Source organism: Flavobacterium sp. GP15, assembly GCF_014281985.1.
Taxonomy (GTDB): Bacteria; Bacteroidota; Bacteroidia; order Flavobacteriales; family Flavobacteriaceae; genus Flavobacterium; species Flavobacterium pygoscelis.
Genome location: NZ_JACFTC010000005.1, coordinates 211,283 through 237,283, shown reverse-complemented (window position 1 = coordinate 237,283; position 26,001 = coordinate 211,283). Strand labels below are relative to the sequence as shown.

The 26,001-nt window shown below is 30.4% G+C and carries 19 protein-coding genes; 12 read left to right on the top strand and 7 right to left on the bottom strand.

Going from position 1 to position 26,001, the window contains the following annotated elements:
• The first annotated feature begins 211 nt into the window (after window positions 1–211).
• Complete coding sequence (locus H2650_RS12110; RefSeq protein WP_188051074.1) at window positions 212–1,831, top strand: amidase; 1,620 nt, start codon at window positions 212–214, stop codon at window positions 1,829–1,831.
• A gap of 37 nt (window positions 1,832–1,868) precedes the next feature.
• On the opposite strand, the gene nth is transcribed toward H2650_RS12110, so the two are convergent.
• The 3 genes from nth to H2650_RS12095 are packed head-to-tail and all read right to left on the bottom strand — an operon-like array spanning window position 1,869 to window position 3,805.
• A complete protein-coding gene (gene nth, locus H2650_RS12105) occupies window positions 1,869–2,513 on the bottom strand; it encodes an endonuclease III (RefSeq protein WP_188051073.1) in 645 nt (214 codons plus the stop codon).
• 2 nt (window positions 2,514–2,515) lie between these two features.
• Window positions 2,516–2,908 (bottom strand): peptide-methionine (R)-S-oxide reductase MsrB, encoded by a 393-nt coding sequence (gene msrB / locus H2650_RS12100; RefSeq protein ID WP_188051072.1) that lies wholly within the window; start codon window positions 2,906–2,908, stop codon window positions 2,516–2,518.
• A gap of 33 nt (window positions 2,909–2,941) precedes the next feature.
• Window positions 2,942–3,805: an alpha/beta hydrolase gene (locus H2650_RS12095; RefSeq protein WP_188051071.1), complete on the bottom strand. Its 864-nt coding sequence runs from the start codon at window positions 3,803–3,805 to the stop codon at window positions 2,942–2,944.
• A 489-nt stretch (window positions 3,806–4,294) separates the two neighbouring features.
• On the opposite strand from H2650_RS12095, the gene H2650_RS12090 reads away from it, so the two are divergent.
• Together H2650_RS12090 and H2650_RS12085 are read left to right on the top strand one after the other, a co-directional pair.
• Window positions 4,295–5,107 (top strand): M48 family metallopeptidase, encoded by an 813-nt coding sequence (locus H2650_RS12090; protein WP_188051070.1) that lies wholly within the window; start codon window positions 4,295–4,297, stop codon window positions 5,105–5,107.
• A 146-nt stretch (window positions 5,108–5,253) separates the two neighbouring features.
• Window positions 5,254–6,579, top strand: a complete 1,326-nt coding sequence (locus H2650_RS12085; protein ID WP_188051069.1) for an MFS transporter — start codon at window positions 5,254–5,256, stop codon at window positions 6,577–6,579.
• Window positions 6,580–6,617: 38 nt separating this feature from the next.
• Here H2650_RS12085 and H2650_RS12080 read toward each other — a convergent pair whose 3' ends face one another.
• Genes H2650_RS12080 through H2650_RS12065 form a run of 4 tightly spaced genes read right to left on the bottom strand, consistent with a single transcriptional unit; the run spans window position 6,618 to window position 9,502 of the window.
• The gene (locus H2650_RS12080; protein WP_188051068.1) at window positions 6,618–7,352 is read right to left on the bottom strand and encodes a head GIN domain-containing protein; all 735 of its coding nucleotides are present in this window, start codon (window positions 7,350–7,352) and stop codon (window positions 6,618–6,620) included.
• Between the two features lie 17 nt (window positions 7,353–7,369).
• Window positions 7,370–8,431 (bottom strand): hypothetical protein, encoded by a 1,062-nt coding sequence (locus tag H2650_RS12075; RefSeq protein WP_188051067.1) that lies wholly within the window; start codon window positions 8,429–8,431, stop codon window positions 7,370–7,372.
• On the bottom strand, window positions 8,415–8,951 hold the full coding sequence (locus tag H2650_RS12070) for an anti-sigma factor (protein WP_188051066.1): 537 nt from the start codon (window positions 8,949–8,951) through the stop codon (window positions 8,415–8,417). Before H2650_RS12070 ends, H2650_RS12075 begins: the two co-directional genes overlap by 17 nt.
• On the bottom strand, window positions 8,948–9,502 hold the full coding sequence (locus tag H2650_RS12065; protein ID WP_188051065.1) for an RNA polymerase sigma factor: 555 nt from the start codon (window positions 9,500–9,502) through the stop codon (window positions 8,948–8,950). Before H2650_RS12065 ends, H2650_RS12070 begins: the two co-directional genes overlap by 4 nt.
• A 309-nt stretch (window positions 9,503–9,811) precedes the next feature.
• Here H2650_RS12065 and lon point away from each other — a divergent pair, with 309 nt between their 5' ends.
• The 9 genes from lon to H2650_RS12020 all read left to right on the top strand — a co-directional run bounded on the left by lon (window position 9,812) and on the right by H2650_RS12020 (window position 25,898).
• A complete protein-coding gene (lon, locus tag H2650_RS12060) occupies window positions 9,812–12,262 on the top strand; it encodes an endopeptidase La (RefSeq protein WP_188051064.1) in 2,451 nt (816 codons plus the stop codon).
• 143 nt (window positions 12,263–12,405) lie between these two features.
• Entirely contained in the window at window positions 12,406–13,425 is a 1,020-nt protein-coding gene (porQ, locus tag H2650_RS12055) for a type IX secretion system protein PorQ (RefSeq protein ID WP_188051063.1), read from the top strand.
• Window positions 13,426–13,462: 37 nt separating this feature from the next.
• Entirely contained in the window at window positions 13,463–14,158 is a 696-nt protein-coding gene (cmk, locus tag H2650_RS12050) for a (d)CMP kinase (protein ID WP_188051062.1), read from the top strand.
• Window positions 14,159–14,231: 73 nt separating this feature from the next.
• Window positions 14,232–15,608 carry a nucleoside permease gene (locus H2650_RS12045; RefSeq protein WP_188051061.1) on the top strand — a complete coding sequence of 459 codons (1,377 nt, stop codon included), beginning with the start codon at window positions 14,232–14,234 and terminating at the stop codon, window positions 15,606–15,608.
• Window positions 15,609–16,112: 504 nt separating this feature from the next.
• Window positions 16,113–17,894 (top strand): 30S ribosomal protein S1, encoded by a 1,782-nt coding sequence (gene rpsA / locus H2650_RS12040; RefSeq protein WP_188051060.1) that lies wholly within the window; start codon window positions 16,113–16,115, stop codon window positions 17,892–17,894.
• A gap of 157 nt (window positions 17,895–18,051) precedes the next feature.
• Window positions 18,052–21,849, top strand: a complete 3,798-nt coding sequence (locus tag H2650_RS12035; RefSeq protein ID WP_188051059.1) for a gliding motility-associated C-terminal domain-containing protein — start codon at window positions 18,052–18,054, stop codon at window positions 21,847–21,849.
• 25 nt (window positions 21,850–21,874) lie between these two features.
• Window positions 21,875–22,810: a type IX secretion system membrane protein PorP/SprF gene (locus tag H2650_RS12030; protein WP_188051058.1), complete on the top strand. Its 936-nt coding sequence runs from the start codon at window positions 21,875–21,877 to the stop codon at window positions 22,808–22,810.
• Window positions 22,811–22,883: 73 nt separating this feature from the next.
• Window positions 22,884–25,139, top strand: coding sequence for an OmpA family protein (locus H2650_RS12025; RefSeq protein WP_188051057.1), 2,256 nt, complete (start codon window positions 22,884–22,886; stop codon window positions 25,137–25,139).
• A gap of 204 nt (window positions 25,140–25,343) precedes the next feature.
• Complete coding sequence (locus H2650_RS12020; RefSeq protein ID WP_188051056.1) at window positions 25,344–25,898, top strand: fasciclin domain-containing protein; 555 nt, start codon at window positions 25,344–25,346, stop codon at window positions 25,896–25,898.
• The last annotated feature ends 103 nt before the right edge of the window (window positions 25,899–26,001 follow it).

The window sequence follows — 26,001 nt, the reverse complement described above, 5'->3', positions numbered from 1 at the left end:
GGGGTTTTTTGTTTTATATCAAATCCCCATTTTAATCTTCTATTTTATTTGTAATTAAAAGTATTATAGAATGTTTTAATTATTATTAAAATTTACTTATTAATAAACTAACTAATTAAAGCGATTTTTTAATTATAAATTTTAAAAATTACTAAATATAAACTAGATTTGATTAATTGTTTAAATTATTAATATAGTCTATATTTTATTTATGAAAAGAAGAGCTTTTTTAACTACCGCTACTTTAGCATCAGCAGGTTTATCTACATTTTTAATTTCTGGATGTGAAAATAAAAATAGAGATAATAACACGGATAATATATTTCAATCATACGAACCTTTTGAGTTAGATGAAGAAACAATAAGTAGTTTAACAGAAAAGTTGAGTTCTGGTACATATAGTTCTGAACAATTGGTTAAGTTGTATTTGCAACGTATTGAAGGTATTGACAATAAAGGAGCAAAATTAAATTCTGTAATTGAATTGAATCCTGATGCAATATCCATTGCAAAAACTATGGATTCAGAATTGAAATCTAATAAAAAAAGAGGTCCTTTACACGGTATTCCAGTTTTAATAAAAGATAATATTGATACAGCTGATAAAATGCAAACTACAGCAGGATCATTAGCTTTAGTAGGAAATATTGCTTTAAAAGATGCTTTTATTGTTACTAAGTTGCGAGAAGCTGGAGCTATAATACTAGGAAAAACTAACTTAAGTGAATGGGCTAATTTTCGTTCCACAAAGTCTTGTTCAGGGTGGAGTAGTAGAGGTGGTCAAACTAAAAACCCATATTTTTTAGATCATAATCCTTGCGGTTCAAGTGCAGGTTCAGGTGCAGCTGTATCTGCAAATTTGTGTGTAGTTTCAGTAGGAACTGAAACAGACGGTTCTATAGTTTGTCCTGCATCTGTAAACGGTGTTGTAGGTATTAAACCAAATGTTGGTTTAGTGAGTAGAACGGGAATAATACCTATTTCAAAAACACAAGATACGGCAGGTCCTATGGCTAGAACGGTTCATGATGCCGCCATTTTATTAGGAGTATTAGCAGCTATAGATTCAAATGATACAGTTACCGAAGAAAGCAGAGGGAAAAGTTTTACCGATTATACTAAATTTTTAGATATAAATGCTTTAAATGGAAAGAGAATTGGGGTAGAGAAAAAAAAACAAGGAACTAACAAATATGTTAACGCTCTTTTTGAAGAGACTTTAGAACTTTTAAAAAAACAAGGTGCTTTAATAATTGAAATTGATTATTTAGATGAAATTAATTCTTTAAGTAATTCTGAATTTGAGGTTTTACAATTTGAATTTAAGGAGGGATTAAATGGTTATTTAGCTTCTGCAAATTCAAAAGTAAAAAATTTGAATGATGTCATTAAGTTTAATAATGATAATGAAGATAAAGCAATGCCATATTTTAAACAAGAATTATTAGAAAGTTCAAATGCGAAAACTGATTTGGATGATAAAAAATATTTAGAAGCTTTAGAAAAAAGTCATTTTACTAGTAAAAATATTTTAAATGCTATTTTTAGAGAGAAAAAATTAGATGCTATTTGTGGTATAACCATGGGGCCAACTTGTAGCATAGATACTATTTACGGAGATCGCTGGGGAGAGTATTCATTAACTACACCAGCTGCAATTAGTGGTTTTACTCATATTACCGTTCCTTGCGGTACTGTTTATAATTTACCAGTAGGTCTCTCTTTTTTTGGAACACCCTATACTGAAAATACATTAATAGCAATTGGTTACGCTTATGAACAAGCTTCTAAAAAAAGAGTAAAACCAGAATTTAAATCTTCTTTTATATAAGAGGATTTATTTTAGAATTTAAGCTTAGGCCTATTTGTTACTTTATAATTTTTGAATAATAAAGACAAATTTCCTTAATTGGGCATTCTATACATTTGGGTATTGGTCTACAAATTTCTCTTCCGAGGAAAGAAATAGCCATCCCAATTTTGCCCCAAATTTCTTGTGGAAGCACTTGCATTAATTGTTTCTCAGCTTTAATGCCATCTTTGGTTTCTGTTATTAATCCAATTCTGGGTGCAACACGTATTACGTGTAAATCAGCTATGACACCTACTGCTGGCATTTTTGCTTCTCTCATAATGACATTGGCTGATTTTCTTCCAATCCCTTTTAGCGCGATCAAACCATCCATTGTTAGAGGAATATTGCTGTCTTTCTTAATTATTTTTGAAATTTCTATTAACCAACGCGCTTTATTTCCAAAATTTTTAACTTTCGATATATACGGAATTATCGCTTCTACATTGGAAATAGCTAAACTTTCCATATTAGGGTAAACTTTAAATAATGGAGGAGCGATGGTGTTTATATTTGCATCAGAATCTTGAGCAGATAACACTACCATCACCACTAACTGATATAAATTTTGATACTCTAATGGATGCTTTTTGCCTTTATATTTTTTTAGAATTGGATAAAGTTTTTTATCCCAATCATTTGAATTTCCAAATAAATCCACGATTATTCCTCTTTAAAATCAACAGATAGAGAGTTAACACAATAACGTTGACCGGTTTTTGTAGGTCCATCATCAAAAACATGACCTAAATGGCTTCCGCAATTTGCACATAGTATTTCGGTGCGTTTCATCCCATGAGTTACATCAGAAATGTATTCTACTTTTTCAGGAATTGATTCGTCAAATGAAGGCCATCCACAATGCGCATCAAACTTAGTATTACTTTCAAATAAAGGTTCTCCACATGCTCCACAGCAGTAAGTTCCTTTTTCAAAGTTTAAATTATATTTTCCTGTATGTGGATATTCAGTTCCTTTTTTACGAAGAATTCTATAGCGTTCTTCTCCAAGTTCTGATTTCCATTCATCTTCTGATTTTTCAATTTGATATTTCATCTTTTTTGCGTTAAAGTTTTTTAATTATAATCTTCATGAATTAATAAACTGAATTGTTTTTTCAATTACAGCTGTATTTCCAAGAATTTTTCGGTGACCTAATCCTTCTGTAAGCATTAATTCTCCATTTTTTAAATTTTCATGAATATGAATTCCAGCTTTTACTGGTACTTCAGGGTCATTTTGATCATGGATTACTAAAACTGGAATGTCAGTTTTAGCAGCAGCTAAATATGCCGAATAACTATTCATTTCAATGCCATATTTATTTTCAAAATGCAATTGTATCAATTTACTTATTTTCGGATTTAACTCTAATTTAGCCACGAAATCATCCATTATATCTTCTACAATATCTCCACTACCAATTACAACTGCATGATTTACTTTCAATCCTTTTTTTATTGCGTTAAGAACTGACATTCCTCCTAAAGAGTGACCAATTGCGGCTTCAAAATGGCCTAATTGATTATCGATTTCTAAAATTGTTTCTATAAAATCAGTCATTATGGTCATTTTCCCAGGAGATTTTCCATGTGCTGGAGCATCAAAACTAACAGTAGAATAACCAACTTTTTGCAGTTCATCAGCAATTTTAAATAATTGAGTACCACGGCCTGACCATCCATGTACTAATAAAACTTTTTTTTGACTTTCTCCATATTGATACAAAACAACTTCTTTGTTAATTGATGGTATTAAAATTGTTTTTTGATGACTTTTAAGCTCCATTTCTAATTCTCTCTTTGGCACTTTATGTTTTATAGGAGAAGTAAAGAGTCTTGCTGCAAATAGTGTAATTAGTTTGGGTGATATAGAAGCAATTATTTTACTGGTTACTAAAATTATTTTGGGAATTTTTAAAGCTTGAGTATGAACGGAAGATTTCTTTGTCATAAGATTTATTTATGCGATTTTATATTTTTATAATTCTTAAAAAATATAAAAGTACTGTTTTTATCAGTTTTTCTAATCATTCTTAACATTTTACCAGAAAAATAAAATTTAATCTAAATGATTATTTACAAAATATATTTTGAGTTTTTATCCGAAATTATATTTTAAAGTACAAATAATATTATTAATTGAATTTGCAATTTAACAGATATAAGTTACTTAGATTCTTACTTTAGAATTTTATTTATTATTAATTTTACTCAAAATAAATACTCATTTTAACTATATGATTATAAAATACTAATCATTTAAAAAAATGATTAGTAAAATTTTTTTTATCTAGATTGTTTTTATTAGTTCTATTAAAATACTTTATAATGTTCTCTTTCACTCTTAAAATAACTATAATTTTGAAATTTTTTTTTTTAATTATGTAAATAATTAAATTTATAATACTAGTATATTTGCTTTAATAATAAAAATTAGATTATGAAAAAAAATATATTTTTAGGGATACTGATGCTAGTCTTAGTGTATTCTTGCGCAACTAACCCTATTACAGGTAAAAAAGTTTTAAATTTAGTTTCCAATAGTGAGCTGTTTCCGTCTGCTTTTCAACAATATGGAACTTTTTTGAAAGAAAATAAAGTTATTAGTGGTACTGCTGACGCTAAAAAAGTGGAAGTTGTTGGAATGAAAATTAAAGCAGCAGCTGAAAAATATTTGAAATATTTAGGTCAAGGTGAATATTTAAAAGACTATCGTTGGGAATATAAATTAATTGATAGTAAGGAAGTAAATGCTTGGTGTATGCCAGGAGGAAAAATTGTGGTGTATTCAGGGATTTTGCCTGTGACTAAGAATGATGCTGGTTTAGCAACTGTAATGGGACATGAGGTTTCTCACGCATTGGCAAACCACGGAGCACAACGTATGAGTGCTTCACAATTACAAGAAATTGTTGGAGCTGGAGTTTCAGTTGCAACTTCTGGAAAAAGTCAACAAACACAACAAATTTGGAGTCAAGCTTATGGTATTGGTTCTCAAGTTGGAGTGATGTTACCCTTTAGTAGAAATCATGAAACAGAAGCAGACAAAATAGGTTTAACTTTAATGGCTATTGCAGGATACAACCCAGAGGAATCAATTACTTTTTGGTCTAGAATGGCAGCACAGTCTTCAGGTCAAGCTCCACCAGAATTTATGAGTACTCACCCATCAGATGCGACCAGAATTGCAAACTTACAAGCATTAATTCCAGAAGCAAAAGCAACTGCGGCTAAGGTTGGAATTATAAAATAATATTCTGTATAAAATTTTAAAAGGCTATTCTCAAATGAGAGTAGCCTTTTTTTATTTAAAGTAAATAATAATTAGAAAGAATTTGTTAATACTTAAAAATTAGTTTTTTAAATAATATTGGATAAATTCGCAAAAAAAATAATGATATGGCAGATTTACCAAAAGGGAATAAGAAATTATTAAATGCTTGGGCTTTTTACGATTGGGCAAATTCAGTTTATACACTGACAATTGTGTCAGCAGTTTTTCCTATTTTTTATGAAGCTCTTTTTTCTGATAGAAGTCATTATATCACTGTATTTGGTTTTAGTTTAAAGAATTCTGCTTTAATTAGCTTTGTTACTGCCGCTGCATTTTTGCTAGTAGCTTTTCTATCTCCACTATTATCTGGTATTGCAGATTATGTGGGTAATAAAAAAGCTTTCATGAAATTCTTCTGTTATTTAGGAGCTTTATCCTGTATGGGATTATATTGGTTTGATTTAGATAATATTTACGTTGGACTAGTATTTTATTTTTTTGGTTTAATTGGCTATTGGGGAAGTTTAGTTTTTTATAATTCTTATTTACCAGATATTGCTTTTGTTGAACAGCAGGATAAAATTAGCGCCAAAGGTTATTCTATGGGATATATTGGAAGTGTCATTTTATTAGTTATTAATTTAGCAATGATAATGAAACCAAAACTTTTTAATATAACAGGTACTGATGGGGAAGCTGCTATGAAGGCGATGCGCTATTCGTTTGTAATGGTGGGAGTGTGGTGGATTCTTTTTAGCCAATATTCTTACTATTTTTTGCCTAAAGGGAATAAAAATAAGAATCAAAAAGTGACTCATCATGTTATCTTTAATGGATTTAAAGAGTTAAAAAAAGTATGGTCTATTTTGAAAGCTAATCTTGTTTTAAAGTGTTATTTAGGAAGCTTTTTTGTGTCGAGTATGGCTGTACAAACGGCTATGTTAGTGGCTACTTATTTTGGAGCTCAAGAAATTGCTTGGTCCTCTAAAGAAGAAAGTACCATAGGATTAATAATATGTATTTTATTAATTCAATTAGTAGCTATTATTGGAGCTTTGGTTACTTCAAAAGCTTCAGAAAAATTTGGAAACATACCTACTTTGATATTTATAAATGGATTTTGGGTATTAATTTGTGTGGGAGCATTCTTTATAAGCCAACCGCTAGAATTTTATGTTATGGCAACAGTTGTTGGTTTTGTTATGGGAGGAATACAATCGCTATCTCGTTCTACCTATTCGAAATTGTTACCTGAGACAGAAGATACCGCTTCCTTTTTTAGTTTTTATGATGTAGCTGAAAAGATTGGAATTGTAATAGGAATGTTGGTTTATGGTATAATTGATCAAACAACAGGAAGTCCAAGATTTGGAATAGCGTCTTTAGCTGTGTTTTTTGTAATTGCTGTAGTTTTACTAAATAGAGTACCAAAAAAAGGTGTTTTAAATTAATAAAACACCTTTTTTAAAATCTCCATTCTAATTTATATTTATACTTTTTTTATGCTTCCAGAACCACTTACTTTAGTGTCCTTGTTTTGTGGATCTCCTATATATTTGATATCACCTGATCCATTTACTCTAGCATGAATACTTTCTGAACAAGAAACTGAACTATCACCTGAACCAGAAACTGTAACTTTAGCATTCTTTGCTGATAGACTACTTGCTTTGATATCTCCAGATCCGTTTAAGTTGCTAGTTATATTTTCTGTCTTACCATTGAGTACAATGTCGCCTGATCCAGTAAGATTTAGGTCGACGTTTTGTGATTCAACGCTTAATTTTATATCACCTGAGCCGGTTAATATAACAACAAACGAGTCTGATTTTATAAGTTTTTTTGATGTAATATCACCAGAGCCAGTCAATGAAACTTGATTCATAGTTTCTATAGGAACTTTTATCTCAATTTTTTTTCCTTTACTTGTATTGATGTTCTTGTTTTTCTCTGTGGTAATTTTTAACTCTTGATTTACTACTTCAATTATAATGTGCGGTAGCAAATTTTCTTCTCCCTTTATTGTAATGTCTCCTTCTTTTCCAGAAACTAATTCGACATCAAAAAAACCTATTACAGAAATTTTATCGTAAGAGGAAGTGGTTCTCTTTTCAGAAATAACATTTCCATTTCCTTTAATTCCTTGATTTGACTTCCATTGAGCTTGAACCATTGTTGTTGCTAAAAGTGTACATGCAACTAGTAAATAAATTGATTTTTTCATGATTTTGTGATTATTGATTAATGATTATTTGTTAATGATACGTTCCCATAATCGGAGATTATAGTAATATTATTGATTCCTTTTTTCTTGTAAAATCCCATATATTTTTTTGAATTAGAAATTTCTTCTTTTGAATTAATTTCTAGTTCATTACTATGATTAAAATTTGCATATTTTAAATCGATAGTAAAATCAAAAGCAAAATTGCTATCATATCCTATATCTATTCCTGTATATCCAGAAATAATATTTATGCTATTTGCTTTATCATTTATAGTTTCAATTTTTAAAGAGCTGTATTTTGTGTTTAATTTCAATTGATTAAATACTTCTCCTATTCTAATTGTCAAATAATTTCCGGAGGCATCTAATGATTGCACATTTTTAATTTTAATTTTACCATATTTACTGTTGTATTTTACAACATCACTTTCAATTATTTCAACATCGGTATAGTCTGAAATCAAATCTATTTTTCCAACTTGATTAATTTTCAAATTAGAATATTTTGCATTTATCGAACCATATTTAAAAAAATCAATACTAGAATTAGAACAATAATCAATTTGTATTGCACTAGTACTGAATAACTTTCCTAAATTTATTTTGCCATATTTACAATTAATTTCTGCTAAGGAGTATAAATCAGTGGTACTTATATTTCCGTATTTATTATTGAGTTTTACACTTGCGTTTTTAGGGATTTTCAATGTGTAGTTAATTTCAAAACTATTATTTCTACCTTTATTTTTCGAACTAGAATTTCCTAGTATAGTTTTGGCTGAAATTATACCTTTTAATGCATTTATATCAATATTTATATCATTTATGCGTTGGTTTACCCAATTTTCATTATCACCGCTTACTTTAATACTAATGTCAAGTTCTATTATATTTTCGTTCCAAGTTGTAACAGAAATATTACCATAAGAATTATCGATATATAGTGTAGCATCTGAGTTTACATAATAAGCTTTGTTAATATTTTTTTGTTTTGAATAGTTAAAATCATTTTCTGTAGAAAATGCAACAAAAGGAAACATGATAAACAAGAGCAGTATTTTATATTGTTTTTTCATCATGAATTTGTTTAGATTGTTCATTTTCTTCAATATGTTGTAAAACTGTTTGCAAGAAGGAAATTCTTGTTTGAAGATTGCTAATCATGGCATAAATGATTTGCTTACTTTCACCATTGGTTTTTAATTCTTGAAGTATTTTATCATAATCCTTATCTAAAACCTTCATTTGTTTTAATGCATCAGTAATGATTTTTTTATTTTCGGGAGATTTTTTTTCTTTTATTTTATTTAATTCTTTTTGTATGATTACACTAAAAATAGAATCGGTCTGTCTTGTTTCTTTTGATGCAAATTGAAACTCTTTAGATTTCACTTCGCTTGTGTAGAAAACAAATATTCCTAATAAAATGGCTATTGAAGCAGCAATTGCAAGTGGAAAAAAATATTTTTTTGATTGTTTTTTAGTGTTTAATTTATTTAAAAATCTCTCGCTATGATCTTTCTCTAGTTCTGCGATATCCCATTGATGCTCCAGTTTTTGAAATAAGTTGTCTATTTTTTTATTTTCCTTTTTCATATCTCACCTAATTTTTTTCTTAAACAATCTTTTGCTCTACTTAATGTAGTTCGGCAATTGGCATAGCTAATATTTAATATTTCACTAATTTCTTCAGAATCATATCCTTCTATGTAAAACAGTGTCAAAATCATTCTGTAACTGTATTTTAATGAATTAATAGTTTCTAAAATCTGTTGTACTTTTAAATTATTGAAGGAATCATCATCTGAAATATCAATTTCATTTTCTTCTTTTTTATAAAGGGCAGTATCAAAATCTTCCGTTTTAAATTGATTATTTTTTTTATAAAAATCAATACTCGAGTTAACAATAATTCTTTTCAGCCATGCGCCAAAACTAACCTCTTGTTTAAAATCGCTTATTTTATTAAAAGCTTTCAAAAAACCTTCTTGCATTACATCTTCAGCAAAATGGGCGTCTTTTACAATTCTATAGGAAACATTGTACATAGCCTTAGCATAGCGATTATAAACTTCGCATTGTGCTTTTTGGTTTTTTTGCTTACAAAGCAAAATCAGTTTTTCGATATTCTCTTGTTCTAAACTCAAACAGTTAGTTGTAATTTATTATAAAGACGCACTTTTTTATTGTTTGTTACAGTTTATAAAATTAAACTTTTAATTTTCTTTTATCAGATTTTCAAGGGATTAATATATTTACTTGATGCTAACATTAATAATTGTTTGCACTATTTTAAATAGTTGATAAGGATAATATTTTGGCATAGAGATTGTCTCTTTTAGCCATTAGCAAATAATGAGTGTTAAACTAAGATTTTATTATATTAGACTACTTTGAAATCTTATATTTGCTTAAAGATTGATTTTTTTTAATGACAAAAAGACTTAAAACAATATATGTCAAATCATAAAATACTTACTATTGACAATCTGTCACTTCAAGAATTTGATTCGGAAGCAGATTTAATTCCACTATTAACTCCAGAAGACGAGGAGGAAATGAATAACGAAGCTTTACCTGAATTGTTGGCTATTTTACCACTGCGTAATATGGTTTTATTTCCTGGAGTAGTTATTCCAATTACAGCAGGACGTGATAAATCAATTAAATTGATAAACGATGCAAATGCAGCAGGTAAAACGATTGGTGTTGTGGCTCAAATTAATGAGGATGACGAAGACCCAACAAAAAATGATATTCATAGAATAGGAACAGTTGCTCGTATTTTGAGAGTTCTAAAAATGCCTGACGGAAATGTTACGGTGATACTTCAAGGGAAAAAACGATTTGAAATCGAATCTGTTGTTGAAGAATTACCCTATCTCACTGCCAAAATTAAGGAAGTTCCAGAAAAAAGACCTAAGAAAAATGATACTGAATTTATAGCAATACTCGACTCCGTCAAAGAATTAGCAATTCAGATTATTAAAGAAAGTCCTAACATTCCAAGCGAAGCAACTTTTGCAATCAAGAATATTGAGAGTCAATCTTTTTTGATCAATTTTGTTACTTCAAACATGAATTTGTCTGTTAAAGAAAAACAGGAGTTATTAGCAATAAATCATCTTAAGGATAGGGCGCTAGAAACTTTAAGACATATGAATATTGAGTTGCAAAAATTGGAACTTAAAAACGATATTCAATCTAAAGTGCGTTTTGATTTAGACCAACAACAACGCGAATATTTTCTTCACCAACAAATGAAAACCATTCAAGAGGAATTAGGTGGTGTATCTCAGGATGAGGAAATGGACGAAATGTTGCAGAAGTCATTGTCTAAGAAATGGGATGAGAAAACGAAAAAGCATTTTGAAAAGGAATTGTCAAAAATGCGTCGTATGAATCCGCAGGCACCAGATTTTGGAATTCAAAGAAATTATTTAGAATTATTTTTAGAGTTGCCATGGAATGAATTTTCTAAAGATAATTTTGATTTAAAAAGAGCTCAAAAAATTCTAGACAAAGATCATTTTGGTCTAGAAGATGTAAAGAAAAGAATGATTGAACATTTAGCCGTTTTAAAACTGCGAAATGATATGAAATCACCAATTATTTGTTTGACAGGACCTCCAGGTGTTGGTAAAACTTCAATTGGTCGTTCTATTGCTGAAGCCTTAGGAAGAGAATATGTTCGTATTTCTCTAGGTGGTTTGCGCGATGAGTCGGAGATTAGAGGTCATAGAAAGACTTATATTGGGGCAATGCCTGGAAGAATAATACAAAGTTTGAAAAAAGCGGGAACATCAAATCCGGTTTTTGTTTTAGATGAAATCGATAAACTATCAAATAGTCACAGTGGTGATCCATCATCGGCATTGCTTGAAGTTTTAGACCCAGAGCAAAACAATTCTTTTTATGACAATTTCCTAGAAATGGGTTATGATTTATCTAAAGTAATGTTTATTGCCACTGCTAATAATATGGCAGCCATTCAGCCTGCTTTGCAAGACAGAATGGAAATCATTAGAATGTCTGGTTATACCATTGAAGAAAAAGTAGAAATTGCGCGTCAGCATTTGTTTCCAAGACAATTGAAAGAACACGGAATGACTTTAAAAGATTTAACTATTGGAAAAAAACAATTAGAAAAAATCGTTGAAGGTTATACTCGGGAATCGGGTGTTCGTGGTCTTGAAGCTAAAATTGCACAAGTGATCCGAAATGCTGCCAAATCTCTTGCAATGGAAGAAGAGTATAATAAAAAAGTTACTGATGAAGATATCTTAAAAGTATTAGGAGTTCCAAGATTAGGAAGAGATAAATACGAAAGTAATGATGTTGCTGGTGTTGTAACTGGATTGGCATGGACTTCAGTTGGTGGGGATATACTTTTTATAGAATCACTACTTTCGCCAGGAAAAGGTACGATGACAATTACAGGGAATTTAGGAAATGTAATGAAAGAATCGGCCACTATTGCTCTAGAATATATCAAAGCAAATACGAAACTTTTAGGACTAGATTCAGAAAAAATTGCTAAGTATAACATTCACCTCCATGTTCCAGAGGGAGCCACTCCAAAAGATGGACCAAGTGCCGGAATTGCGATGTTGACATCTCTTGTTTCTCTTTTTACTCAAAAAAGAGTAAAGAAAAACTTAGCTATGACTGGCGAAATTACTTTACGTGGAAAGGTTTTACCTGTTGGTGGTATTAAAGAAAAAATATTAGCTGCTAAGAGAGCAAATATTAAAGAAATTATTTTGTGTCATGAAAATAAAAGTGATATTGATGAAATAAAAGCAGAATATCTTGAAGGATTAACTTTTCATTATGTAAAGGAAATGAGCGAAGTATTACAGTTTGCGCTAACCGATCAGAATGTAAAAAATGCTAAAGATTTATAGCTAAAGTAATCTTAATTTTCAAACTCTAAATTCCAAACTTAATTTTAAGGATTGGAATTTAGAGTTTTTTTTTGATTTAGTTTAGATTTATAATTTTATCTTCGCAAATGCGTTTTCCTATCCTAAAATGCTCCTTTTAAAGCATGCTAAAAAAAACTTTATTATACGTTTTACTTTTTATTTGTACTGTTTCTTACAGTCAAATAGGAGGTAAGTATACTTATCAGTTTTTGAATTTAATTACCTCGCCAAGACAAGCTTCATTGGGAGGTAAAGTAATTACCATCTATGATGAAGATGTAAATCAAGCACAGTTTAATCCGGCAACTATAAATACAGAAATGCATAATCATTTGGCCTTAAATTACGGAAGCTATTTTAAGGAAGTTACTTATGGTACAGCGTCTTATGCTTATACTTACGATCAGCATTTACAAACTTTTCAGGCAGGTATAAATTATGTAAATTATGGTAGTTTTGATGGGTATGATGAAAATGGGCTGTCTACAAATACATTTACAGGAAGTGAAATAGCAGTTTCTTTTGGTTATGCTTATAATATTCCTTTTACAGCTATTCATCTTGGAGCGAGTGCTAAATTGATTTCCTCTAATTTAGAAAGCTATCACTCTTTTGGTGGAGCACTAGATATTGGCGCTTTGTATGTTGATGAAGCAAATGACATAAATTGGGCTTTAGCTATCCGAAATATTGGAACACAATTTTCTACTTACAATGATGTCAATGAAAAACTACCACTCGAAATTATTGCAGGTGTATCTCAGGAATTAGAAAATGTGCCTATTCGATGGCATCTCACATTGGAAAATTTGCAACAATGGAAAATTGCTTTTGCAAATCCAGAAAGAGCAGAAGCCGCAATTGACGGAAAAGTAACACCTGAAAAAGTGTCATTTTTTAATAACGCATTACGTCATGTAATTATGGGGATTGAACTTTTTCCTAAAAAAACATTAAATTTGCGTCTTGGATATAATTTTAGAAGAGCTGAAGAATTGCGTATTTTAGAGCAGCGTAACTTTTCTGGAGTATCATTGGGATTTGGACTTAAATTGAATAAGCTTAAATTTAATTATTCCTATTCTAAGTATACATTAGCTGGAAATACAAGTCTTTTTGGATTGACCATTAATTTTCAATAAATATTCTCTTATAACATAAAACTTTAAAATTTAAATTTTGGATAAAAAAATCACTATCGCTATTGATGGATTTTCATCAACTGGAAAAAGTACTTTAGCAAAGCAACTGGCTAATTACTTAGGATATGTTTATGTAGATACAGGAGCGATGTATCGTGCTGTAGCTTTTTTTGCTATGCAAAATGAATTAATCAGTACTGAATTTTTCGATAAAGAATCCTTGATAAAAAGCTTACCATCTATTAAATTACAATTCAAATTTAACGCTGATTTAGGTTTTGCCGAAATGTATTTGAATGACGTAAATGTTGAAACTGAAATCAGAACGATAGAAGTTTCTCGTTTTGTGAGTAAAGTAGCCGAAGTTTCTGAGGTTCGTGCTAAACTAGTAGAACAGCAAAAAGAAATGGGAAAAGACAAAGCGATTGTTATGGATGGAAGAGATATTGGTACGGTAGTTTTTCCTGAGGCAGAGCTTAAAATATTCATGACATCGAGCGCAACAACCAGAGCAAAAAGACGTTACGATGAACTTGTTGCAAAAGGAGATGATGTTACATTTGAAGAAGTGCTAAAAAATGTAGAAGAGCGTGATTATATCGATACCAATCGTGAAGATTCTCCTTTGGTTATGGCTAATGATGCTGTAGAGATTGATAATTCCTATCTGAATCGTAAAGAGCAATTTGATGTTGTTTTAGAATTGGTAAATGATACCACTAAATCGATATAAATAGTTGTAGATTTCATTTTAAATAGTAGATTTACGCCCTGTTATTTTTTTAAAATAAAAAACAATTCATCACATGGGAATTAAAAATAGATTGATAATAATGAGTTTTCTTCAGTTTTTTGTTTGGGGAGCTTGGTTGATTACAATTGCAAATTATTGGTTTGGTACTAAGAATTGGGACGGAACACAATTTGGCCTTGTGTTTGGAACAATGGGAATTGCTTCTTTATTCATGCCAACCTTAACAGGAATAATGGCTGATAGATGGATCAATGCCGAGAAATTATACGGTATTCTTCATGTTTTATATGGGGTAGTTCTATTTTACATACCGCAAGTTTCAACTCCGGAGACTTTTATTTACATTATGCTTTTGGCTATGTGTTTTTATATGCCAACGATTGCTTTAAGTAATTCTATTTCTTATACTGCACTCAAGCTCAATAACAAAGATATTGTCAGTAATTTTCCTCCTATAAGAGTCTGGGGAACAATAGGATTTATAGCTGCGATGTGGATAACCAATTTAAGTGGTAATAAAGCTACTGAGTACCAGTTTTATATTGCTGGATTAGCCGCATTTATTTTAGGTATTTATTCCTTTACATTACCAAAATGTAAACCACAAAAATTATCTAAAGAAAATGCTTCGCTAATGGAAACATTAGGGTTAGAATCATTTAAGTTTTTTGCCGATTATAAAATGGCGTTGTTTTTTGTTTTCTCTATGTTTTTAGGAGGAGCCTTGCAGTTGACGAATGCTTATGGTGATGTTTTCTTGGATGAATTTAAGCATTTTCCTAAATATGCAGATTCCTTTGTTGTTACTTATTCTACAATTATCATGTCTATATCTCAGGTTTCTGAGACCTTATTTATATTGGCAATTCCTTTCTTTTTAAGACGATTCGGAATTAAACAAGTGATGTTGATCAGTATGTTGGCTTGGGTATTGCGTTTCGGATTATTTGCTTATGGAAACCCGACAACTGGTTTATGGATGATCGTTATGTCGTGTGTGGTTTATGGAATGGCGTTTGACTTTTTTAATATCTCAGGATCTTTATTTGTAGAAAGTAATACTGATGCAAAAAACCGTTCTTCGGCTCAAGGATTATTTATGATGATGACCAATGGAGTAGGAGCTATTTTTGGTAGTTTAACCTCTGGATGGGCTATTGATAAATTTTTCACAAAATCATTTACTAACACTACAGACTTAGCCAGTTTTCTTCAGACAGAAACTACTAATCCCAAAATGGTAGAGTTTATAAAAAGCCAAGGAAATGCAATTACTACTGATGGACTATTAAGCAAAGAAATTTTCATGAAAGATTGGCACACGATCTGGTTGACTTTTGCTATTTATGCTTTGATTATCGCCATTGCGTTTGCCGTTTTGTTCAAACATAAACACGATCCAAAAGCGCTGGAAAGTTTTACACATTAAAAATTTAAAAAACCGATAACTTAAAGTAGTTATCGGTTTTTTTATGTCTTAATGATGCGTATTACAAAACCAACCAGCCTTTTGAAGGCTGGAAGCGTTCTATTATAATTTTTAATTGAGGAATTTTCTAAAACATAGAATAATAAAACCTGATTTAGCCCCGATTGAAACGGCATCCTTTTTTCTAGTTTACAGCCTTTCGAGGGCTGGAAACTAGAAAAAAGATACAGTGAAAAGCGGGAATTTTAAGACCTGAAAAAGCCTCGATAATTCGCTTCTAATTCTTTTTATATTTGGTATTGATAGTCAAGGAGTTAAATTTTGATTTCTTGTAAATTATGATTGATTAAATATTTTGCGGATAAATATAAAAGTGTTACTTTTGCAAACCTTTTGGTGAATAAGAGTTTCCTTTAGGGTTCAACTAATTATACAAACAACTTCTGCTGTTTTCTAACGCTTTAAGAAACTCGAGAGAATACAGAATACAAATTTTTAATCAGCATGTCTGAACAAGTAAAATCACAAGAAGAGTTTTTAGCAAATTTTAACTGGCACAATTTCGAAGAAGGTATTGATGCTGTTGATGAGAAAAACTTATTAGAATTCGAAGAACTAGTTTCAAAAACTTTTATCGCTACTGATCAAGAAGAAGTGGTAGATGGAACTGTTGTTAGAATTACAGATAGAGACGTTATCGTTGATATCAACGCAAAATCGGAAGGTGTTATTTCATTAAACGAATTCCGTTACAACCCAGCATTAAAAGTAGGTGATACTGTTGAAGTATTAATCGACATCCGTGAAGACAAAACTGGTCAATTAGTTTTATCTCATAGAAAAGCACGTACTATCAAATCTTGGGATAGAGTTATTTCGGCTAACGAAACAGGAGAAATCGTTAATGGTTTTGTAAAATGCAGAACTAAAGGTGGTATGATCGTTGACGTTTTCGGAATTGAAGCGTTTTTACCAGGATCTCAAATTGATGTTAAACCAATTAGAGATTATGATGTTTACGTAAACAAAATGATGGAATTTAAAGTTGTGAAAATCAACCACGAATTCAAAAACGTTGTTGTTTCGCATAAAGCGCTTATTGAAGCGGATATCGAAATTCAGAAAAAAGAAATCATCGGTCAATTACAAAAAGGTCAAGTATTAGAAGGTGTTGTTAAAAACATTACTTCTTATGGTGTCTTTATTGACTTAGGTGGAGTTGATGGATTGATTCACATTACTGACCTTTCTTGGTCAAGAATCAACCACCCATCTGAAGTTCTTGAATTAGATCAAAAATTAAACGTTGTAATCCTTGATTTCGATGATGAGAAAACAAGAATTCAATTAGGATTGAAACAATTAAACGCTCACCCTTGGGATGCTCTTGATGCTAAATTAGCAATTGGAGATAAAGTAAAAGGTAAAGTAGTTGTAATCGCTGATTACGGTGCATTTATTGAAGTTGCTGAAGGTGTTGAAGGTTTGATCCACGTTTCTGAAATGTCATGGTCTACTCATTTACGTTCTGCTCAAGATTTCGTAAAAGTTGGAGATGTTGTTGAGGCTGTTATCTTAACTTTAGATAGAGATGACCGTAAAATGTCATTAGGTATCAAACAATTGACTCAAGATCCTTGGACTGACATTACTTCTAAATACCCAGTAGGTTCTAAACATACAGGTATCGTTAGAAACTTTACAAACTTTGGTATTTTCGTAGAATTAGAAGAAGGAATTGATGGATTAATTTACATCTCTGACTTATCTTGGACTAAGAAAATCAAACACCCATCTGAATTTGTAAATGTTGGTGAAAAACTTGATGTAGTAGTATTAGAATTAGATGTTGATGGACGTAAATTATCTTTAGGTCACAAACAAACTACTGCTAATCCTTGGGATCAGTATGAAGATTCATTCGCTGTTGGAACTATCCACAACGGAGAGATCTCTGAAATTGTTGACAAAGGAGCTACTGTAGAATTCGGAGATGATATCGTTGCTTTCATTCCTACTCGTCACCTTGAAAAAGAAGATGGTAAGAAATTGAAAAAAGGTGATTCAGCTGATTTCAAAGTAATCGAATTCAATAAAGAATTCAAAAGAGTAGTTGCCTCTCACACTGCTATCTTCCGTGAAGAAGAAGAGAAAAATGTGAAAACAGCTACTGAAAATACTTCTTCTGCATCTTCATCTACAAATGCACCAGCTGCAACTTTAGGTGATAACAATGATGTATTAGCAGCATTGAAAGCTAAAATGGAAAAATCAGAGAAAAAATAATTTCTTGAAATTTTTTGAATATAGAAAGCCTCACAGCAATGTGAGGCTTTTTTTGTTTATTTAATTTTTTTTATTTTAACAAAAAATTAATATAAAAGTAATATTAAACGTATAATTAAATAAAAAAAGTATATTTTTGAGTAAATAATAACAAATTATGACTCGAAAATTACTTTTCTCTTCAAAATTTAATGGCTTTTTAACACTTTTGTTTCTATTACTGTTTTCCATAAATACAACTGCACAATGTGCTGGTGATGATGGAGTACTAAGTGATGTTTGTGATATAGCCAATCCCAGTAGTAAAACAATTAATCTTTTTGCTGGTTTGGGAGGTAGTCCTCTTACTGGTGGTATCTGGACTGATACTAATAAATCAGGAGGTCTGGATAAGAACACCGGAATCTTAAACGCACAACTAATAAAGAAAAGCGGTATTTATAATTACACCTATACAGTGAGTGGTGTACCAGGTTGTGCTGATAATACTGCTGTTGTAACCGTAACAATTGGTGGATATACAGGAGTAGCAGGACCTAACGTTTCTATTTGTACAACTAAATCTGCCTATAATTTATTTGAAGCTTTTAATGGAAATTTTTTAGAACCTCAAAGAGGCGGTACTTGGTTTGGAAATACTACTAATACTGGATTGAGCGGTAATTTATTGAATGCAATAAACTTGAGTGATGGAGTAACTTACGAATATACCTATTCTATAAGTGCCATTGGTTCATGTCCAGCTCCACCAGATGTAAAAGTATATATTACCGTTTTTAGATCTCCGCAATCTGGTATTCCTAATGATTTATTGGTATGTTCTAATCAATTAAGTGCCTACACTAATTTAAATTTAAACGATAGATTACAAGGAGAAGATGCTGGAGGAATGTGGACAGAAAATACAACGAATGAAATTGATAATACTGATCCGAATGATTCTTTTATTGATGTACAAAATATTTACAATACTAGAGGACCAGGAACCTATCGATTTACTTATACCGCCTTCACAGATAATAATGTATGTCAAAATCAAACTTCAAATGTCGATATTACAATTGAGCGATTATTAGATTATACAGGAGCTGTTTTAACCGTCAACTCTTCAATTTGCGAAAGTGATATAGGTAGAACATTAGTTCAGGCACGTATTAGTGATGTTGTCAATATCCCAGATGGTCGTTATACAATAACCTATACGGTATCAGGAGCAGCAAATTCAATGACAACGACACAAGATTTTGTAAATAATGTTTTAATTTTTCCAATTGCTCCTAATAATTTTTCATCAGTTGGAGATTATACCATAACTGTTACTAATATTGTTAGTGCAAATACTCTAGGTATTTGTAACAATATTATTCCTAATTTTTCAGCAATTATTAAGATCACTCCGATTCCAAAAATTGATAACGCAACATTAACACTTGCTCCAATTTGCCAAGATAATGAAGCTATAGTTCAATTCTCTGGAACATCAAATCTTTCTGATGGATTGTATGATATTGTTTATAACCTAAGTGGAAGTAATATTTTAAACGGAGTACCTGCAACCATAGATGTTGTTGGAGGAATTTCTTCCTTTGTTATTCCTGCTGCATTTATAGGTAAAACTGGGACAACAAAAATTACAATTTCTAAAATAATAAACTCAACTACTGGTTGTATTAATACAGCTACTCTTAATGGTGATCTTATTATAAATCCTCGTTTAGAACTACCTAGTTTAAATATTACAGTTGAAAATGTTTGTATAAATCAAGAAACAGAAGTAAATGTAACTGGTTTAGGAAATTTAACTTCTGTTACCGTTAGTTATGATTTGTCAGGAAGCAATATTGCCGGAACTACGCTGGTAACTTTTCCTGTAGCTTTAGGAAAAGGTACATTTTCAATTCCTTCTAGTAAAATTTCTTTATCAGGTGATACTACTTTTACTATTCTAAGTGTAACTAATGCAATTACTGGTTGTATGATTAGTTTAAATAAAACAAAAATCTTTACTGTTTATGCTCTTCCAGATCCTACAACTACTGATTTGAAATTTTGTGAATCTGAAAATGCAACTGTTGCTCAATTAATACCTCAAGGTAACCAATATCAGTGGTTTGATTCTAATACAAGCACTACACCTTTACCTAATACAACCTTATTAAATACAGGAACTTATTTTGTAAAAGAAAAAAATCTAACTACTAGTTGTGAATCAGTTTTAAAACCAGCAAACGTACAAGTTTATATATCACCAGAAATTAACAATTCAGTATTAAGAATTGACGCTGTTTGTCCTTCTTCAGATGTAATTGTAAACTTTGAAGGTCCTTCAAACTTAGCAGATGGTGATTACAACATTCTTTACAGTTTGAATGGTACAAACACGGCTAGTGGAATTTCAGATTTGCTTCGCATTACAAATGGAGTAGGTTTCTTTAAAATTCCTTCTACTCTTATTCCTAATTCTGGCTCTACAACATTGGTAATTAATAGAATTACTAATGCTGTTACTAACTGTTTTACTGCACCCATATTAAGTCAATTTTTTGATGTAAAACCTTTACCAGATGCATTAAATTTGGTTGTAATTATTAAAGATGTATGTCTTGGACAAGGTGCTACTATAGAATTAGAAGGTTTGCAATCATTAAATAAAATTGATCTTAGTTATACTATTACAGGTAAAAATACTGTTAATCTTCAAACGATTTCTTTGGATGTTGTAAACGGAAAGGTAAATTTTACTATTTCACCAACCAATCTTACTACTGCTGGTGTAAGTAATTTTACTATTTCTGCAATCACTAATAGCATAAGTGGTTGTACACTTTTAATGAATAAAATAACCAATTTTACTGTTAATGATACTCCAGATATCTCTTCACTGAGATTTGTAGTAAAAGATGTTTGTCCAAATCAACCTATGATTGTAGAAGTTTCTGGATTAGGGCTTTTGACAAAAGTTTTGTTTGATTATACACTTTTGTCTCCTTCTAAATCTACTAATTTTCAAACGCAATCGTTAAATGTAGTGGGGGGAAATACTACTTTTGCGATATTAGGATCTGAACTAAGCACTACGGGTGCCTATACTTTCACTCTAAATGATATTACAAATGGAGTAACAAATTGTTCTAAAACAACAATTTCTTTGAGTCAAAACTTTAATGTACTGCCTATTCCTGCTACTCCAACAGCTTTAGATCAAGCGTTTTGTAAGGAAAACTTAAATACTGTTGCTAATTTGGTACCTAATGGATTACAGTATAAATGGTATAATTCTGCCACTAGTACCCAATCATTATTACCAACAACTCCTTTAGTAACGGGTACTTATTTTTTAAGAGAAGTAAATGGAATTACAGGTTGTCAATCAAACGCTACCTCAATTAATGTACTAATAAATAGCGTCCCTATACCAATTTTAAATTCAAATGGTCAGTTGTTTTGTGGAGCTGACAAACCTACGATTCAAAATTTGACCGACAATACCAATTTCACTGGAACATTAACTTGGTATAATTCTTCCAATAAAGTTAATGCTTTAAGCAACACTGATTTGCTTGTAGAAGGAGTAACTTATTATGGTGTAGATTATAACAATACTACAAAATGCGTTTCACTTCCTTTAGAAGTAATTGTTTCTCTAAGCTCATGTAATATAACTCCTGATGGATTAATTATTCCTGATGGATTTTCTCCAAATGGAGATGGTATTAATGATACTTTTGAAATTAGAGATATCGAATATTTATTTCCTAATTTCTCCTTAGAAATTTATAATAGATATGGTAATGTGCTATTCAAAGGGAATAGTAGTAAACCTGCATGGGATGGAAAAAACTCTAATTCAAGTTTTATAAATGGCGATGCACCAACAGGAGTCTATTTTTATATTATTAATTATAATAAAGACAACTTATCTCCAAGACAAGGTCAACTTTATTTAAATCGATAATCCTTTATTTTTAAAATCTATTCTAATGAAGAAAACAATATTTTTTGTATTTTTTTTCCTTACTATTTTTAAGGCAAACGCACAACAGGATCCTCATTTTACACAATATATGAATAATATGAGTGTGATAAATCCTGCCTATTCGACGGCTACTCCTCTAATTCTTAATTTAGGAAGTATGTACAGATACCAATGGTCAGGCATAAAGGGAGCACCGAAAACTTTTAGTTTATTTGCTCACACTCCTCTAAATGATAAGATAGAAGGTGGCTTTTCATTAATTTCAGATGATATAGGTGATGGCGCTAAGAAAGAAACCAATTTTTTTGCTGATTTTGCTTATTCAATTCGACTAAGTAAAAAGGAAAAACTTTCATTTGGTTTGAAAGCAGGATTCAGAACGATAAGCACCAATTTTAATGGTTTTGTTTTAAATAGTGGTGATGTATCTACTGACATTGCATTTATGAATAATGTTAATGAAACAGTACCAAATATCGGTGCTGGAGCTTTTTATTTTACTGATAATTATTATCTAGGAATATCAGCACCTAATTTACTTTCCTCAAAAGACATAAAATCAACTAAAGCTATTAATTCTTTCGGTCCAGAAGAAATTCATACTTATTTTACTGGAGGTTATGTTTTTGATATTAATCAAGACTTTAAATTTAAACCAGCATTCATGGCAATATTTGTAAAAGGTGCGCCATTATCAATTGATTTGACAGCAAACATATTGTATAATGAGAAGTTTGAGCTTGGTGCAGCATACCGATTTAATGACGCTGTAAGTGTGTTAATGAATGTTAATGTAACTCGTAATCTAAGAATTGGTTATTCTTATGATTACACGATTTCTAATTTAAGTCAATTTAATTCTGGTTCTCATGAAATTGTACTATTGTATAATTTAGATTTTCTAGGAAAAGGCTACGACAAATCACCAAGATTTTTTTAAAATTATATACTTATGTGTTTATTAAACCAATAATAAAACACCAGTAACTTTCTTAACAAACAAGTCTCTTCATATGAAAACAATATATATACTTCTAATCCTATTTTCAATGCAATTTATGCAGGCGCAACAACAGGATTTACAAAGGGCAAATCGTTTGTTCGAAAAAACATATTATAGCGATGCAATTCCTATTTATGAAAAATTGAGTTTAAAAAATAATAATGCTACACTAATCAAAAATTTAGGAGACTGTTATTATTATACAAATCAATACGATAAAGCATTCACACAATATTCTCTTTTAAGTAACAAAAAAGATTTAGACGAAGATTTTTATTTCCGATATGCGCAAACCTTAAAAGCAAAAGGAAAATACACAGAAGCAAACACTGTCCTAAGAAATTTCTATTTAGAATCTAACAATACAAAAGCGATAGAGAAATTAGATAAAGAAATCATAACATTAAAAAATGTTTTAGCAATTGGCGATCGGTTTGAAATTAAGAATATGCCCTTTAATACAATTAATTCAGAATTTGGTGCTGTTACTTATGGAGATCATTTAGTATTTGCTGCTGTAAAAAAGAATCCAAATTTATTTAATAAAACTTACAAGTGGAACAATGAATCTTATTTAAATTTAGTTAGTATTCCTTTAAAAAATAGTGTCGTTACAGATTCAATTGTTACAAATTTTTCGAATGATTTGAAATCTGGAATGCATGAGTCAAATGCTGTTTTTACAAAAGATGGTAAAACAATGTATTTTACCAGAAACAATTCAAACAATGGCAGAAGAGCTAAAAATGAAGATAAAATTTCAACAATTCAAATTTTTAAAGCTGAATTAGTTAATAATAAATGGACAAATATCGTTTCATTGCCATTTAATAACGCTAATTATTCAGTAGAACATCCTGCGTTAAGCACAGATGAAAAAACATTATATTTCGCTTCAGATATGCCGGGAACTTTGGGATCATTTGATATTTTTAGCGTTTCTATAAATGGATCAAATTATGGAAAACCAATCAATTTGGGAGATCAAATAAACACTTCAAAAAGAGAACAATTTCCTTTTATTTCCAAAGACAACAAATTATATTTCTCATCAAATGGACATGAGGGTTTTGGTGCATTGGATATTTTTGTTTCGAAATTAGAAAGTGGTTCTTATTCTAAACCAGAAAACGTCGGATTACCTGTAAATTCAGGTTTTGATGATTTTGCATTTTATATAGACTCTGATTCTAAACTAGGTTATTTCTCATCTGATAGAATAGGAGGCAAGGGTAAAGATGATATTTATTCGTTGAAAGAAATTAAAGATTTAATAATTGAAAATTGTAAACAATATATTGCTGGTACAATAACAGATGTTGATTCAAATTTAGTTTTAGAGAATGCTGTCCTTATTTTGAAAAATGATTTAAATCAAGAGATTGATAAAATGGTTACTTCATTAGATGGTAAATTTAGTTTTAAAGTTCCCTGTGATGTAAAGTATTCTTTATTTGTTAGCAAAGAAAATTATACTGACAATAGTAAAAAATTACAAATCAATTCCGAAAGAGATCAAATGAATGATGGTTCTATGCGAATTAGATCTTTAGAAATTATTAAAAAAGAGCAAGAATTAGCGGATGAACAGCAAAAAGCTAAAGATTTATTAGTAGCACAACAATTAAAAGAAGCTGAATTAATTGCTATTGAACAAAAAAGGAAATCTGATGCTATTGAAATTCAACAAAGAAAAAAAGAAGAAAGTATTGCTTTAACTCAAAAGAAAAAAGAGGATGCTATTGCACTTAAATCTAAAAAAATGGCAGATGTTTTGGCTGCACAACAACTAAAAACCGAAAAAATAATTGCAGATAAGAAAGCATCAGAGCTTGAAATTTCTAAGAAAAAAGAAAAGACAGCTTCTATTATGGCGGCAGAAAATGATGTTATTAAAGATAAAAATAGATTGATTATTAAAACGGATCCTATTTATTTTGATTACAATATGTGGTACATTCGTAAAGAATCAAAAAGAATTTTGAATCGCATTGTAGAGTTGATGAATAAATATCCAGATATGGTTGTAGAAATTGGTTCTCATACAGATAATAGAGGAAATGCAAAATTTAATGCAGATCTCTCTCAAAAAAGAGCCGATGCTACTAAAAATTATATATTAGAGCAAGGAATTAAAAAAAATAGACTAATATCTAAAGGTTATGGAGAATCTGTTCCTATAATTAAGTGCATTCCAGAAAATTCATGTGACGAAGAACAACATGAATTGAATAGAAGAAGTGAGTTTGTAATTAAGGATTTATAGTTTTTTAAATACCAACTAAAATTTTGAGATAGAAAGCAATAGAGTTTTAAACTTTATTGCTTTTTTTTTATTTTAAGTTAAAGTGCTGATTATAAGTTTAATATGTTTTTTACAAAAACAAAATTAAAATAAAATTCTCTTTTTTAAAACCAAAACGAATTGATCTGCGTAAATGACTTTATATAACTTAAAAAAATAGATTTTATGAAAACTAGAAAAATTTTATCAATTGCATTTATCGCATTAGTATTTGGAGCTACCTCATTCGCTCAAAAAACAGTTATGGTCGGTGGAGCAGCTATGTATCCAACTAAAAATATTGTTGAAAATGCAGTAAACTCAAAAGATCACACTACACTTGTTGCAGCAGTTAAAGCAGCAGGATTAGTTGAAACATTACAAAGTAAAGGACCATTCACCGTTTTTGCCCCAACAAATGCAGCGTTTAATAAATTACCAAAAGGTACTGTGGAGACATTATTGAAGCCAGAGAATCTTAAAATGCTACAAACAATTTTAACCTATCATGTTGTTGCAGGAAAAATGAATTCTTCTGATATAGCTAAAGCTATTAAAATGGGTAATGGAAAAGCTACTCTTAAAACAGTAAGTGGTGGTACATTAACTGCTTGGATGAAAGGGAAAAACTTGTACATAACAGATGAAAATGGAAAAAGTGCTAAAGTAACAATTGCAGATGTAGATCAATCAAATGGTGTAATTCACGTAGTTGATGATGTTGTTTTGCCAAAAAGTTAATTTTTGATAATAGGTTTGTTTTTTGTTTAGGAAAAAGGTTCTGCATTTTGCAGAACCTTTTTTATATAAAAAAATCCCATTTATCGAAACAAATGGGATTTCA

Coding starts and splice junctions, on each gene's coding strand:
- H2650_RS12110 (WP_188051074.1), top strand. CDS start 212: ATGAAAAGAAGAGCTTTTTTAACTACCGCTACTTTAGCATCAGCAGGT.
- msrB (WP_188051072.1), bottom strand. CDS start 2,908: ATGAAATATCAAATTGAAAAATCAGAAGATGAATGGAAATCAGAACTT.
- H2650_RS12095 (WP_188051071.1), bottom strand. CDS start 3,805: ATGACAAAGAAATCTTCCGTTCATACTCAAGCTTTAAAAATTCCCAAA.
- H2650_RS12090 (WP_188051070.1), top strand. CDS start 4,295: ATGAAAAAAAATATATTTTTAGGGATACTGATGCTAGTCTTAGTGTAT.
- H2650_RS12085 (WP_188051069.1), top strand. CDS start 5,254: ATGGCAGATTTACCAAAAGGGAATAAGAAATTATTAAATGCTTGGGCT.
- H2650_RS12080 (WP_188051068.1), bottom strand. CDS start 7,352: ATGAAAAAATCAATTTATTTACTAGTTGCATGTACACTTTTAGCAACA.
- H2650_RS12075 (WP_188051067.1), bottom strand. CDS start 8,431: ATGAAAAAACAATATAAAATACTGCTCTTGTTTATCATGTTTCCTTTT.
- H2650_RS12070 (WP_188051066.1), bottom strand. CDS start 8,951: ATGAAAAAGGAAAATAAAAAAATAGACAACTTATTTCAAAAACTGGAG.
- lon (WP_188051064.1), top strand. CDS start 9,812: ATGTCAAATCATAAAATACTTACTATTGACAATCTGTCACTTCAAGAA.
- porQ (WP_188051063.1), top strand. CDS start 12,406: ATGCTAAAAAAAACTTTATTATACGTTTTACTTTTTATTTGTACTGTT.
- H2650_RS12045 (WP_188051061.1), top strand. CDS start 14,232: ATGGGAATTAAAAATAGATTGATAATAATGAGTTTTCTTCAGTTTTTT.
- rpsA (WP_188051060.1), top strand. CDS start 16,113: ATGTCTGAACAAGTAAAATCACAAGAAGAGTTTTTAGCAAATTTTAAC.
- H2650_RS12035 (WP_188051059.1), top strand. CDS start 18,052: ATGACTCGAAAATTACTTTTCTCTTCAAAATTTAATGGCTTTTTAACA.
- H2650_RS12030 (WP_188051058.1), top strand. CDS start 21,875: ATGAAGAAAACAATATTTTTTGTATTTTTTTTCCTTACTATTTTTAAG.
- H2650_RS12025 (WP_188051057.1), top strand. CDS start 22,884: ATGAAAACAATATATATACTTCTAATCCTATTTTCAATGCAATTTATG.
- H2650_RS12020 (WP_188051056.1), top strand. CDS start 25,344: ATGAAAACTAGAAAAATTTTATCAATTGCATTTATCGCATTAGTATTT.